Source organism: Rhizobium rhododendri (assembly GCF_007000325.2).
GTDB lineage: Bacteria > Pseudomonadota > Alphaproteobacteria > Rhizobiales > Rhizobiaceae > Rhizobium > Rhizobium rhododendri.
On record NZ_CP117270.1, the window covers coordinates 33,013 to 46,137 of the forward strand.

At 59.3% G+C, this 13,125-nt stretch carries 11 protein-coding genes; 2 read left to right on the forward strand and 9 right to left on the reverse strand.

What is annotated here, in order from left to right; all coding sequences use genetic code 11:
* Positions 1-13: 13 nt before the first annotated feature.
* The 9 genes from PR018_RS26945 to PR018_RS26985 all read right to left on the reverse strand — a co-directional run bounded on the left by PR018_RS26945 (position 14) and on the right by PR018_RS26985 (position 10,865).
* A complete protein-coding gene (locus PR018_RS26945) occupies positions 14-1,642 on the reverse strand; it encodes an ABC transporter substrate-binding protein (protein ID WP_142824973.1) in 1,629 nt (542 codons plus the stop codon).
* Between the two features lie 314 nt (positions 1,643-1,956).
* Complete coding sequence (locus tag PR018_RS26950; RefSeq protein ID WP_142824974.1) at positions 1,957-3,282, reverse strand: ABC transporter substrate-binding protein; 1,326 nt, start codon at positions 3,280-3,282, stop codon at positions 1,957-1,959.
* Between the two features lie 80 nt (positions 3,283-3,362).
* On the reverse strand, positions 3,363-4,214 hold the full coding sequence (locus PR018_RS26955; protein WP_142829426.1) for a carbohydrate ABC transporter permease: 852 nt from the start codon (positions 4,212-4,214) through the stop codon (positions 3,363-3,365).
* Complete coding sequence (locus tag PR018_RS26960) at positions 4,211-5,146, reverse strand: carbohydrate ABC transporter permease (protein ID WP_142824975.1); 936 nt, start codon at positions 5,144-5,146, stop codon at positions 4,211-4,213. The genes PR018_RS26955 and PR018_RS26960 overlap by 4 nt, the downstream gene beginning before the upstream one ends.
* Positions 5,139-6,242: an ABC transporter ATP-binding protein gene (locus PR018_RS26965; RefSeq protein ID WP_142824976.1), complete on the reverse strand. Its 1,104-nt coding sequence runs from the start codon at positions 6,240-6,242 to the stop codon at positions 5,139-5,141. Before PR018_RS26965 ends, PR018_RS26960 begins: the two co-directional genes overlap by 8 nt.
* A 247-nt stretch (positions 6,243-6,489) precedes the next feature.
* A complete protein-coding gene (arfA, locus tag PR018_RS26970) occupies positions 6,490-8,001 on the reverse strand; it encodes an arabinosylfuranosidase ArfA (RefSeq protein ID WP_142824977.1) in 1,512 nt (503 codons plus the stop codon).
* Positions 8,002-8,087: 86 nt separating this feature from the next.
* Positions 8,088-9,032 (reverse strand): ArsR/SmtB family transcription factor, encoded by a 945-nt coding sequence (locus PR018_RS26975; protein ID WP_142824978.1) that lies wholly within the window; start codon positions 9,030-9,032, stop codon positions 8,088-8,090.
* Positions 9,033-9,115: 83 nt separating this feature from the next.
* A complete protein-coding gene (locus PR018_RS26980) occupies positions 9,116-9,283 on the reverse strand; it encodes a DUF2256 domain-containing protein (RefSeq protein ID WP_142824979.1) in 168 nt (55 codons plus the stop codon).
* 34 nt (positions 9,284-9,317) lie between these two features.
* Positions 9,318-10,865, reverse strand: coding sequence for a cryptochrome/photolyase family protein (locus PR018_RS26985; RefSeq protein ID WP_142824980.1), 1,548 nt, complete (start codon positions 10,863-10,865; stop codon positions 9,318-9,320).
* A 199-nt stretch (positions 10,866-11,064) separates the two neighbouring features.
* On the opposite strand from PR018_RS26985, the gene PR018_RS26990 reads away from it, so the two are divergent.
* A complete protein-coding gene (locus tag PR018_RS26990) occupies positions 11,065-11,898 on the forward strand; it encodes an SDR family NAD(P)-dependent oxidoreductase (RefSeq protein WP_142824981.1) in 834 nt (277 codons plus the stop codon).
* 200 nt (positions 11,899-12,098) lie between these two features.
* Positions 12,099-13,109 (forward strand): sensor histidine kinase, encoded by a 1,011-nt coding sequence (locus tag PR018_RS26995; protein WP_142824982.1) that lies wholly within the window; start codon positions 12,099-12,101, stop codon positions 13,107-13,109.
* Positions 13,110-13,125 lie beyond the last annotated feature (16 nt).

A 13,125-nucleotide genomic window follows, 5' to 3' on the forward strand; every position in this document is an offset into this window, starting at 1 on the left:
ATAGATTGGGGTCTCAGCTGGCCCAGTTGTTGGCGCGGAAGTCCATGGCGAAGGCGGGCGCTGCCTTCCATTTCAGGGATGATTTCATGCCAGTAAATACCGCGTTCTGGTGGAGGACCTGGTAGGCCGGATCTTCGCGCTCGCAGATCTCGAGCATGCGAGCAAATGCCTTCTTGCGGGCCGCGCGGTCTGTCGATGTCTCGAGGATTCCAGCCATCTGGTTTGCCTCGGCGTTGAACCAGTCCTTCTGCTGCTGGGTATCGCTGTTCGGTCCGAACTGGCTGACCATGCAGGAGACTGGATCGTTAAAGGCGGGGGATGCCGACCAGTCGCGTACGCCCTTCATGCTGCTTGCATCCTGGATCTGGGCCCAGTTTTCCTTCATCTGGATCTCGACATTGATGCCGACCTGTTTCCACATCTCGACCATGATCTGGCCGTTGGCCGTCTGGTTTGTGTAGTAGTTGTTGAGCAGGCGGAAAGGGATGGCATCGCCCTTGTAGTTGGCCTGCTTCAGGAGATCCTTGGCCATCTCCGGATTGTATTCCGGAACCGTCCATCCCTTGATGAACATCTCGCCATATGAGTCAAATTGCAGGCCGGCCGGGATGTTCGTCTTGCCTGCCCATAGGGCATCGACGATGGCCTGGCGATCGATCGCATGGGTCATGGCACGGCGCACCAGCGGATTGGCGAGCACCGGGTTCTGAGTGCTGAAAACCGAGATGCGGTGGTTTAAAATGGTCGAGCCCTGAACCTCGAAGCCCGAAGTTGCCTGGACGGCACCTATCTGGTCCGGCGGCAGGTCGCAGGCGAAATCGAACTGGCCGGAGAGAAGGCCGTTCACGCGCGACGAGACTTCAGGCACTTCGACGAAGCGGATTTGCTCGAGCGGAGGGCGGCCGCCCCAGTACTGGTCGAAGGCCAGCAGCGTCAGGGATACGTCTGGCTTGTACTCGCCGACCATGTAGGCGCCTGTCGTGATCGGCTTGCGTGCCCAGTCGAGATAGGAGGGGGCTTCATCCCAGGCGCGGCGATTGGCGATCTGGCTGCCGAAGGCGTAAAGCCGGCCTTCGAGCGTGACATCCGGCGTGACATTGTGGAACCGTACCGTGTACTTGTCGACAGCCTCGACACCGGCCAGTGCCGGCCAGAGACGTCGTCCGACGCCCGGGAAGGTGGCCGGCAGTTCCTTTGCCGTCGTCGGCTTGTTGTCGGCCTCGAAAATGGTCTTGCCGCCTGCAGGCTGGCTGTTGCCGAAGACGCGCTGCGGCGAGAAGCTGAACACGACGTCATCGGCAGTCAGCTCGTCGCCATTGTGGAATTTGACGCCCTGGCGGAGCGTCAGTTCGAGTGTTTTTTCGTCGATGCGTTTCCACTCGGTGGCAAGACCCGGGATCGGCTCCTGGTTACCCATCCAGTTGCGGACGATCAGGCCTTCCCACAGATTGGGGAAGAATATGCGCTCTCCGACGTTCGACTGCTCGTACCAGATATCCAGCGTGTTGTTGATGGTGATCTTCTGGACTGCGACCGTGATGGACGGGCGCTTGCCCTGGCCCATCGACAGTTTCGGGAGCATGAGACTGCCGGCGGTCCCGCCGATCAAACCGAGGGCTGCACGCCGATTGAGTGAAATCATGGTAATCTCCTGTGAGCGGCATTTCGCCTCGTCGCAGGGGAGGGGTATCCGCTCGCTGGATGTCACGTCGTTGAAACTGGGGTGAATTTTTGGTGACACGGGTGCATCAGGCAGTCATCCGTTCAACCATGGGAAAGAGGAGCGCAGAGCGGAGGAGCAGATTTTCGCCAGCGGCGAATGCGCAAAACTGCGCTCGTGCGGCCGTAAGCGACGGTCGGGGAAAGGCGCCTTGGCGAGCCGTTCCCTTTGATCGACATGCCTATGCCCGCCAGGAATACGCTGGCGGGCATAGGTCGTTCGGGTACCGTTGTTGGCTAGAGGTTGCCGAGGAGGTCGTTGACGCGCGACTCCATATCCTTGAGGGCAGCGCCCACATCCTTCTGGCCGGTGACGGCCGAGCTCATTTCCTGGCCGATGATGTCCTGAATGGCGAACTGGCGCTGCACTGCGGAGGGAAGCGGCGTGCCGAGTGTCGTGATCGAAGAAATGGTGTCACGATGCGGCAGTGCCAAGAATTCCTTGGATGTCAGCACGGCCTTGATCGCCGGCAGATGGCCGGTGCGCGACCAGTCGAAGTCGTTGTCGTGGAAGAATTTCAGGAACTTGCCGATGGCGGCCATCTGTTCCGGCGAGCGATCCTTCTGCGATACCGCCCAGCTATGTCCGTCGGCATACTGTGCCTTCTTGCCGGGGAAAAGCTGCGGATAGGGATAGACGGCATAGCCGCCGGCATTGAGCGAGGTTCCGGCCTTTTCCGACGACGCAGTGTAGTCGCCGATCATCCACGTGCCGTTCAGATGAACGCCGCCTTCGCCGGCCAGGAATGCATTGATGCTGGCGGAGTAGTCGAGATCCTTGGTCGTGTCGCCATTGTCGAAGATAGCCTTGTACATCTCGACGACTTTTCTGGCTTCCGGCGTATCCAGTTTCACATGCTTGGGATCGGCGAAGAAATCGGAATCCTGCTGAAACAGGTAGGTGTAGAGATTGCGGGTATAGAGAGCGACCTCGTTGGCAAGGTTCTGGACGAAATAGGGCTTGCCGGTCTTTTCCCGGAATTGCTTTGCCTGCGCCAGAAGCTCGTCGACGTTTTTCGGCAGTATCGGTGTGCCGTCGGCATTGACGAGACCGGCCTTCTTGAAGAGACCCATGTTGATGTGGAAGAGCATGGTCCAGTTGTCGATCGGCAGGCCGTAGATCTTGCCTTCCTTGGTAACGCCGCTGAGGCTTGCCTCGGTGAAATCGGTAGAGGCGACGCCGACAGATTTCAGGACATCGTCGAGCGGCATCAGCAGGCCTCTCGAGGCATAGTCGCCGAGCACCGACTGGTGGATCGTGACGATATCCGGCGGGTCGCCAGCGGCGAACTGCGCCGTCAGCTGGTCGTAGCCCGGCCATTCCACAGTGGTGACGCTGACGTGCACATCGGGATTGTCTGCGTTGAACTTGTTGATCAGCGACGTCATGATACCGCATTCGCCCACCGCCTTGGATACATCGGTGTTGGTGCCGAAATCCGCATCGCAGGCGCCGAAGAAGCGCTGCACAGAGAGTTCGGTTGCGGCAAAGGCAGGACTTGCCCCGGCGAGAGCAACGACCGAAGCCGCCGCTAGCAGATATCTCCTGAAAATATGCGTCATATCATCTCCTCCTCGTGGGGTCGTTAACCCCTGTTGGCCCCTCCCAGGGCATTGTCTTGACGTGTCAGGCGCGTGGTAGTTCAGCGGACGGCGTTACCCGAGACCGCCGTGACGATGTACTTCTGGAAAAACAGGTAGAGAACGAGCACCGGCGCGCCGGCAAAGACGGCCTGCGCCATCAGGAAGCCCAGTCCCTCCGACTGGGCAAAATTGCTTTGCGTCGAGGCCATGCCGACGGTCAGCGTGAACGTGTCCTTGCGCGTGCCCGAGATCAGCGGCCAGAGGTATTCGTTCCAGGAATTTAGGAAGGTAAAGATACCGAGGGTCGCCTGTGCCGGGATGGTGAGCGGCAGCAGGACCTTCCAGAAGATCTTGAACCGGCTGGCATTGTCGAGCAAAGCCGCCTCGTCGAGCTCCTTCGGAATAGCACGGAAATACTGGGTCATCAGGAACACGCCGAATGGCGCCGAAAGGCCAGGCAGGATCAGCCCCTGATAGGTGTTGTGAAATTTCAGCCAGCTGAAGATCTGGTGGCGGGCAATCAGCACGGCCTGCTCGGGAACCGCAAGTCCAAGCAGCACGATGATGAACAGTACGTCGCGGTAGGGGAAGTTCAGCCGCGCGAAGCCATAGCCGGCGAGCGATGCGAGGATCAGGGTCATGATGGTCATCGTGCCCGACACGATCAGGCTGTTGAGGATCCAGCGGAAGACCGACGACGTGCCGAGGATGTCGATATAGTTCTTGATCGTGTAGGGAGCCCGAAAGACGGCATTCATATCCGTCATCAGTTCCTTGTTTTCCTTCAGCGACAGGGCGACGACCCAGACCACCGGCGCCATCATCACGATGGCAACGGCAATCACCAGCCCCAGGATGATGCGGTCGCCGACGGAGCTTCCGATCGTGGTGGATGTCGGGTTGATGCTCATCCTTCTTCCCCTTGCCGGCGAGAGAACAGGTATTGCGCCATGGCCGCAATCAGGATCAGCACGAACAGCACCTCCGAGGCGGCGGCCCCGAGGCCGAGATCCCACTTGGTGAAGGCGGTCTCATAGATGTAATAGACGATCGGCTTCGAAGCGTTGTTGGGGCCACCCTGGGTCAGCAACTTGGACTGGCCGAACAGCTGGAACTGCAACACGATCTGGATGATGACCACGAGCACGAAGGTGCGCCGTATCGAGGGCAGGGTGATGTACCACAGCACGCGCCAGCGGCTGGCATTGTCGAGCGCCGCAGCCTCGTAGATATCGCCGGGTATCTGCTGCAATGCCGAGAGGAAGAGCATCATCGGCAGTCCGATGCACCACCAGATGGTGGCGATGGCAATGGCGATCATCGCCAGGTCCTGATTGGACAGGAAGGCGGGCGCGGTTGCCCCGAACCAGCCGTAGATGGTCGTCAGCAATCCGAAATTCGGCACGAAGACGATCCGCCAGATCAGCGTCACGATTGTTACCGACAGCACCGAGGAGGAGAAATAAACTGCGCGGAGGATGGTGGCGGTGCGCGTCTTGCGGTTCAGCCCCAACGCCAGCAGCAGGCCCATGACCGCGAGAAGCGGCACGGTGAGGGCAACGAAATAGAAGGTGTTGCCAATCGACTGCAAGAATATCTTGTCGTTGTAGAGCCTCAGATAATTGCCCAGGCCGACGAATTTTCCGACGCCGAAGGTGTCCGCCTTGTGGACGCTCAGCCACATGCCCCAGAACAGCGGCACCACCAGCAGGGTCACGAAGAAAAACAGGAAGGGCACGATGAAGAGCGCATTGCGCCACTGCGGAGCGTTGACGCCCAGGTGACGGCGGCGTGCAACCGCTGATACCGCAGGACGTGCGAGGGACAGCGCGGCCTCAGCCATGAAGGCTCTCCTCGCAATGCCACGCGCGTCCATCCGCATCGAAGAGATGCACTCTGGTTCCGTCGATGGCGAGGGAGACGGTATTGCCGACAGCCACTCGGCTGTTGCCGATGTCTTCGGCGACGATGATGCTTTCGTCAGCCAGCCGCACGTACAGCAGCGTCCGGTCGCCGAGCCGTTCCAGCACATCGACCTTGCCCGTCACGGCAGCTGGCGCCGATCCGGCGAGCTTCACCGCCTCGGCGCGGATGCCGAGCGTGTAGTCGCCTCCGGCAGCGATGCCACCGGGCCGGATGGCGGTCTCCACCGTGCTGCCATCGGCAAGGGTCGCCTGAAGAAAACCGTCGCGCTCCGACAGCTTCACAGAAAGGAAGTTCATCGTCGGCGAACCGACGAAGGCTGCGACGAAACGGCTGGCCGGTCTTGTATAGATATCCATCGGCGAGCCGATCTGCTCGATCCGGCGGTTGTTCATCACCACGATGCGATCGGCCAGGGTCATGGCTTCGATCTGGTCGTGGGTGACGAAGACCATCGTCGATTGCACGCGGTTTCGCAACTGCGCCAGTTCAAGCCGGGTGCGCACCCGCAGCGCCGCATCGAGATTCGACAGCGGTTCGTCGAAGAGAAAGGCTTTCGGTTCCTTGACGATGGCGCGGCCGATGGCGACGCGCTGGCGCTGGCCGCCGGAAAGCTGACCAGGTTTGCGATCGAGCAGATGGCCGATTTCCAGCATGCGGGCTGCTTCCGTCACGCGGGCCTCGATCACATCAGCTGCAACCTTTATGTTGCGCAGGCCGAAAGCCATGTTGTCTGCGACGGTCATGTGCGGATAGAGCGCGTAGCTCTGGAACACCATGGCAATGTCGCGCTGGCCCGGCGGAAGCGTATCGATCCGCTGCCCATTGATCGAGATCGTCCCCTCGTCGACGGTTTCGAGCCCGGCAATCATCCGCAGAAGAGTAGACTTGCCGCAGCCGGAAGGCCCGAGGAAGACCATGAACTCGTTGGCCTTGATGGTCAGCGACAAGCTGTCGAGCACCGTCAGGGCGCCGAAACGTTTGCTGACATTCAGAATTTCGATATCAGCCGTCATGTCGGCACCTGTGCGCCGGACGCTGAAACGGAAATTCTGATATCGATATGCGAGCAGCAACCGTTACAGATGAACCTGCCAGCCGTTGCGGCGAAGTTCTTCTCGGTCCACGACTGCGCCAAAATAGAAGCTATTGCTTCCATCTTCTCCTCCCAGAGACGTCAGGCATCGCTGCAAAGACGTTAAGACAAATGATGACAATGTCAACAGATAGGCGATATGTATCGCCTATCGTGATATATAAAAATCAGGCCTGAAGCCGGATCATGCGGTAGGAAAGCGGCGCAATCGACGCGCTGAGAGCTCCGTCAGACACGCTCGCACCGGCCGCTTTGCGCGGGACGACATTGTCCGGCTTGCCGGCGGTGTTGGTGATTGCGAGATCGGGGTGCGCAATCTCCTGGTCGTCGATCACCGTCAGGGTGCCGAATTCCAGAAGGGCGATGCCCAGATCCAGCGCTTCCTGCTGGTGCCGGTTTACGATGAAGAAAGTGATCGTCCGGGACGTGTCGTCATGGACAGCGGAGATGTCGAGATAGGGGATGTCGCCAAGGCCATCGGCTGCATAGGTCGGGCTGTCGACGATCAGCTTCAGCGCGGTGCCGCGGCCATAGACCGATGCGAAATAGTAGGGGTAGTAGATGGTCTGTCGCCAGGCCGGGCCGCCCGGTACGGTCATGATCGGGGCAATGACGTTCACCAGCTGCGCAAGGCAGGCAATCTTCACGACATCGGCGCGGTTGATGAAGGTGTTGAGGATGCAGACGACCTGCAGGACATCCTCGAAATTGTAGTCGTCTTCCAGAAGCGCCGGCGCATGGGGCCAACCGCTGGCGCCTTCGAGGATCGCCTTGTCGCGTTCCTTGGAATGGTACCAGACGTTCCACTCGTCGAAGGAAATATAGACGTTCTTTGTCGAGCGCTTCTTCGCCTTGATGTACTCGATGACGCCAGCGACTGTACCGATGTAATTGTCGAGTTCGACGCTTTTTGCGAGGAAATTCGCAGTGTTTTTAGCGCGGTTCTCGAAATACATATGCAGCGAGATATAATCGACCTCGTCATAGGTATGATCGAGGACCGTGGCTTCCCACTGGGGGTAGGTCGGCATGTGGGCGTTGGACGAGCCGCATACGACCAGTTCCAGCGAACTGTCGAAGGCCCTCATTGCCTTGGCGGTCTCGTGCGCCAACCGTCCATATTCGTCCGCCGACTTGTGTCCGATCTGCCAGGGGCCATCCATCTCGTTGCCGAGGCACCAGAGCTTGACGTCGAAAGGTTCGGCGCGGCCATTGTCGCGTCGCTTGTCGCTCCATTCGCTGCCGCCGGGATGGTTGACGTATTCGAGGAAATTGCGGGCTTCGTCGAGGCCGCGCGAGCCGAGATTGACGGCGAGCATCATCTCGGTGTTGGCGGATTTGCACCATTCGGCGAATTCGTGAATGCCGACCTGGTTGCTCTCGGATGTGTGCCATGCAAGGTCGAGCCGCGTCGGACGGCTCGCGCGCGGCCCGATGCCGTCTTCCCAGTTATAGGCCGAGACGAAGTTGCCGCCGGGATAGCGCACGACCGGAACGTTCAGCTCCTTGACGAGATCGATGACGTCCTGGCGCATGCCGTTCGCATCTGCGGTCGGATGGTCCGGTTCGTAGATGCCGGTATAGACGGCGCGGCCGAGGTGCTCGATAAACGAGCCGTAGAGGCGCGGATCGATTTCGGAAATCGTGAATCGGCTGTGCGCGGTGACCGCAACTTTCATGGCATCCTCCACTATATCTTATTTCGTGATTTGTATCACGATTTAGGGTAGTAAAGCGGATGCCCCTGGCGGGGTCAAGTGGAATTTTATGAGGCTTTTGGCTCGCGGCGGGTCTTCAGTCTCAGCAGGATATCCTGGTCGTAATTTCCGAACCCTCGTCCGAAGATGTTGATCCCGCCCGGGTGCTTGGCATCGTCCCGCACCCCTATACGCAGGCGGATGGAGTGGTGCTCCTCGAGTTTCAGGTCTGCCAGCGAAATGTCGGAGATGCGCAATCCGTCGACAAAGGCGCCGTCGTCGGTGATGCGGAAATTCTTGAGCTTTCCGTATTGCGATCCCTTCAGTTTCCACCAATCGGGGGTGAAAACGCCACGTTTGTCGCCGAAATCGCCGGGAGACGTCCAAGTGCCGACATCGACGCCGTTGACAGAGAGAGTGATATCCGAAGGCCAGTCGGCGCTGGTGCCGGGCACTTCCGAGCTCAGTTCCATGACGAATTCTATTTCGCGGACGCTGGTATTGGTCAGCCGCGCGTTGTTCGGGAACTGGTATTCGACATGGCCGCGAGTGAACCAGATGAGCGCTGTTTTCATCCGGTCGGGGTCGAGAAAGGTGCTGGGAACATCGAGCAAGCCGATGATACCATCGACCGAACAGAGGCCGCAGGGAGCTGTCACCTCGAAGCTGGTGTAGAGACCAAGCGGCATGGAAACTTCCACGGCGTCCGCTTCGGTTTCCTTGATGTCGTTCTTGAAGACAACGAGAACTTCGTCGTAGACGCTGTAACAGACCTTCTGGTTGCCTTTTCGAGCCTTGTGCGTCTCGGTGCGGATGAGGCCGGCCTCTTCGAGCATCTGGACATTCGTCGATACGCTGGATTGCGGCAGCGACAGGATATCGGCGATCTCGTTGACATTGAGAGGCCCCTTTTCGTGCAGCAATTTGAGGATGGAAACCCGCGCAGGCGAGGCGAGGCCCTTCAGCACGGACATGTCTTCCACGGGGTCGACGACAAGGAAATTGCGGCTCATGAAAGTCCGATCAGCCTTCAGGAAATGGATGATCTTCTATATCGAGAATTTTGATTTATTCAATCGTGCATCAAACGGCACGTTCAACTGACGGGGGTCGGCTTGGTGTCGGACCTGGTGCGGCGGCAGCGCTCCGAGCAGAACTTGACATCGCTCCAGCTGGCAGCCCATTTCTTGCGCCAGGTGAAGGGCAGGCCGCATGATGCGCAGATTTTCGTCGGCAGGTCCGCCTTCTTTTTCATTTTCGGCATGGTGCGGGTCTCGTCATGGAGAGGCGGGGCTTCATTAGACTTTCTCGCCGGTATCGAGTTTCTGGAGAAACGCTGCAGCGCTGGCCCTGTATGCTTGTCGCTTGCCATCCTCCATGCGGTTCCAGGATGCGTAGACCTGCGCCAGACGCTGATTTTTCGACAGGACGGATTTGTTGCGATCGAGGAAGTCCCAGTAGAGCGCGTTCAGCGGACAGGCATCGTCGCCGACCTTCTTCGATACGTCGTATCGGCAATCTTTGCAGTAATCGGACATCCGGTCGATATAGGCGCCGCTGGCGGCATAGGGTTTGGACGCCATGAAGCCACCATCGGCAAACTGGCTCATGCCGATCACGTTTGGAAGCTCCACCCATTCGAAGGCGTCCGCATAGACAGACAGATACCATTCGTGGACGGCGTGGGGATCGAGGGCAGCCAGCATAGAGAAATTCCCGACCACCATCAGGCGGTGGATATGGTGCGCATAGGCATGGGTCATCGTTTGCGTGATGACAGTCGAAAGGCAGGTCATCTCGGTGTCGCCGGTCCAGAAAAACGCCGGAAGCGGCCGGCTGGCTTCGAAGACATTGCTGTTTTCATATCCTGGCATCTTCAGCCAGTAGATGCCTCTTATATATTCCCGCCAGCCGATGATCTGGCGGATGAAGCCTTCCACCGCATTCAGCGGCGCCGATCCTTCGAGATAGGCCCGCTCTGCTGCGCGGCAGACAGCCAGCGGGTCGAGCAGGCCGATGTTGATATAGAACGATAGCAGTGCGTGGTTGAGAAACGGCTCGTCTCTCAGCATCGCATCCTGGGTTTCGCCGAAGTTCGGTAGAAAATCACGTATGAAAGCCTCGGATGCGGTCTCTGCATCGGCGCGGGTGACGGCAAATCCGAAGTTCTTCGTCGAGCCCATGTTCCCGGCAAATGTCCGCTCGACGAGATCGAGGACCTCGGTGGTGATCGCGTCAGGTTGGAAAACCGGGTGCTTCGGGCGAAACATATCCGGTTTTGCCGGCTTTCGATTTTCGGCATCGAAGTTCCATTTGCCGCCCTCGGGTTCCGCGCCTCGCATCAGCAGGCCGGTTTTCCGGCGCATGTCGCGATAGAAATATTCCATCGTCAGTGAGCGTCTTCCCGCCGCCCATTCCCGGAACATCGCTACGGAGCACAGGAAGCGGGTGTCGGTCCTGATCTCGACGGGAACTTCGAGGGTCGATTTCCAGCCTTCCTGCGACTGCAAGACCCGCCATTCGGAACCCTCGGTGACGACGACGCCCTGAGGCGACACGGCGGCGACGGCGCGGGCGAGTTCGCCGGTAAACGAGCCGGCATTCTCGGGGTCGTCCAGTCGCGTATATCGCAGCTCGAACCCCCTGGCGCGAAGTTCCTCGGCGAAATGCCGCATGGCCGAGAAAATCAGCGCAATCTTCAACTTGTGATGCGGCACATAGCTCGCTTCTTCGATGACCTCGCACATCAGGATCACATCCTGCTCCGGATCGGCGCCTTCGAGGCTCGAAAGGGAGGCGGACAGCTGATCGCCGAGAACGAAGATGAGGTGACGGACGGGCTTCATCGCAGGGCTTTCAGGTGAGGGACATCTTTTGGTGCAATCCCTTACGCTGTCGAGGCGTTACCGGATCTTTTGAAAGCTGCGCGCTCCGCTCGGCAATGTAGGGGCTGCCGCGTTGAATTTCGGCGGACACGCCATATGTCCAGTCCGGGATGGACTGGATGGGTGTTGCCCTGATGCCGGTCGGAACGAGGAGGCTCTCTTGAACAAGCTGGATGGAACCGTGTGCCTGGTGACAGGTGCCGGCCGGGGCATAGGCCGCGAAATCGCTCGTCATCTCGCCAAAGCCGGTGCCGCAGTCGCAGTCGTGGCACGGACTGGCAGCGAGATTGCCGAAACGGAATCGCTGATCCGCGAGGACGGCGGGACGGCGTTCGCACTGCCAGTCGACCTCGTCGATCGGCATGCGGTAGAGCGCGCGACTGCGCTCATCGCCGAAAAGCTCGGCCCGGTCGACCTGCTGGTCAACAATCACGGCTCCTTCCGTGCGTTCGGACCGATCTGGGAATGCGATCCCGATGTCTGGTGGCAAGATGTCGAAATCAATCTGCGTGGCAGCTTTCATACGTCGCGATCGCTTGCACCCGCGATGCTTGAGCGCGGCAAGGGCCGCATCGTCAACCTTGTCGGCGGCGGCACCGGCAACAGCTTTCCGAACGGCTCCGGCTACGCGTCGAGCAAGGCAGCGATTATGCGCTTTACCGAATGTCTCAACGATACCACCAGGGAAGGCGGTGTTCTCGCTTTCGCGGTGGATCCGGGACTGGTGCGGACGACTATGACGGAAATGCAGCTCCTGTCGGAGGAAGGGAAAAAGCACCTTCCCGCAATCCAGCAGCTGTTTGCCGATGGCGTAGACGTGCCTCCGTCGCGTGCCGCCGGCCTCATCGTCGATATCGCCAGCGGCCGCTTCGATGCGCTGTCGGGGCGTTTGCTGCGCGGCGCCGACGATCGCGATCTGCTGGAAAAAGAGATGAACGAAGTGGTCGCCACCGGCGGCAGGGCGTTGCGTTTCACCAGCCTGTTTCCCGAGTAGATGCGATTTCGCACGCGGGACCCTGCGGTTACTTTCTCCGGGCTCGGGTGACTCTCTTCTGGATTGCGGATGAGTATCGCTACTCGTGGATGCAATCATGGCGAGGTTGCCAATGAAGAGTGTTTTTGACAATTTGGACTTTTAACTGCGCATAGAGCTATACCGCATTGCATTGCCAGCAGCCAGATTCCGGAGTTTCCATGACCACGACAGCAGAAGCCTTGAAACCTCTTCTTTGGGAACCCAAAAACCTGGTACGCGCGATTCAGGCGGCCGGCGTCACATTATGGTCGTGGAATGTGGACACGGATGCCTTGGCTATGGACGATCATGCCTATGACTTGTGGGGAATTCCGCGCGGCCAGGATATCAATTTCGAAGACCTTTCTGCCCACATCCACCCGGCTGACCGTGATCGCGTGCGGGCTGCCTTCACGGCGACAAGGGCTCTCATCGGCGCCTACGAGATCGATTTCCGCGTTATAATCGGCGAAGAGCTCAAATGGATTTCGGCGCGCGGCCAAGGTGACGATGCTGGAATGGTCAAGCGGATCATGTTCGGTATTTTTATCGATGTCACCGGACGCAAGCAGGCGGAAGAAGGCCGTGAACTGCTGGCTGGCGAGATGAGCCATCGCGTCAAGAATCTTCTGGCGATCGCTGCAGGGTTAACGGCTATCACTTCCCGCTCGACTGAGACCACCAACGATATGGCGCGAGAGCTGACACTGCGGTTGACGGCTCTCGGTCGTGCCCACGATCTGGTGCGGCCCGTACCCGGCCAGACGAAGGAAGCGTCGGCGCTTCTTGGCGACCTGCTTACCGTTCTGCTTGCGCCCTATGACGATCTCGGCGCATTCAGCGGGCGTATCCGCGTTTCCGTACCGCGCATGAGCGTCGGGGAATCGGCAACGACAATCCTGGCGCTGATCGTCCATGAACTGGCAACCAATTCCCTGAAGTACGGTGCGCTGTCGGTGGATACCGGGATACTCGATGTTTCATGCTCGGCGCATGACGAAGCCGTGACGATCGTTTGGACAGAGCGCGGGGGACCCAAGGTCCGCGCACCCACCGGCGTCGGAGGCTACGGCAGCAAGCTCGTCGAGCGAAGCGTTACCGGCCAGCTTCAAGGTTCCATCAAGTACGAATGGTTCGAGGGCGGCGTTGTGGTCACCCTTGTCGTCAATCCGTTGCGGCTTGCGAAGTAGAGCGGATAGCTCGGTT

What these genes read in the sequence shown, in the direction of transcription:
- PR018_RS26950 (WP_142824974.1), bottom strand. Translation starts at nt 3,282, where the DNA reads ATGACGCATATTTTCAGGAGATATCTGCTAGCGGCGGCTTCGGTCGTT.
- PR018_RS26995 (WP_142824982.1), top strand. Translation starts at nt 12,099, where the DNA reads ATGACCACGACAGCAGAAGCCTTGAAACCTCTTCTTTGGGAACCCAAA.
- PR018_RS26960 (WP_142824975.1), bottom strand. Translation starts at nt 5,146, where the DNA reads ATGGCTGAGGCCGCGCTGTCCCTCGCACGTCCTGCGGTATCAGCGGTT.
- PR018_RS26945 (WP_142824973.1), bottom strand. Translation starts at nt 1,642, where the DNA reads ATGATTTCACTCAATCGGCGTGCAGCCCTCGGTTTGATCGGCGGGACC.
- arfA (WP_142824977.1), bottom strand. Translation starts at nt 8,001, where the DNA reads ATGAAAGTTGCGGTCACCGCGCACAGCCGATTCACGATTTCCGAAATC.
- PR018_RS26985 (WP_142824980.1), bottom strand. Translation starts at nt 10,865, where the DNA reads ATGAAGCCCGTCCGTCACCTCATCTTCGTTCTCGGCGATCAGCTGTCC.
- PR018_RS26980 (WP_142824979.1), bottom strand. Translation starts at nt 9,283, where the DNA reads ATGCCGAAAATGAAAAAGAAGGCGGACCTGCCGACGAAAATCTGCGCA.
- PR018_RS26955 (WP_142829426.1), bottom strand. Translation starts at nt 4,214, where the DNA reads ATGAGCATCAACCCGACATCCACCACGATCGGAAGCTCCGTCGGCGAC.
- PR018_RS26965 (WP_142824976.1), bottom strand. Translation starts at nt 6,242, where the DNA reads ATGACGGCTGATATCGAAATTCTGAATGTCAGCAAACGTTTCGGCGCC.
- PR018_RS26975 (WP_142824978.1), bottom strand. Translation starts at nt 9,032, where the DNA reads ATGAGCCGCAATTTCCTTGTCGTCGACCCCGTGGAAGACATGTCCGTG.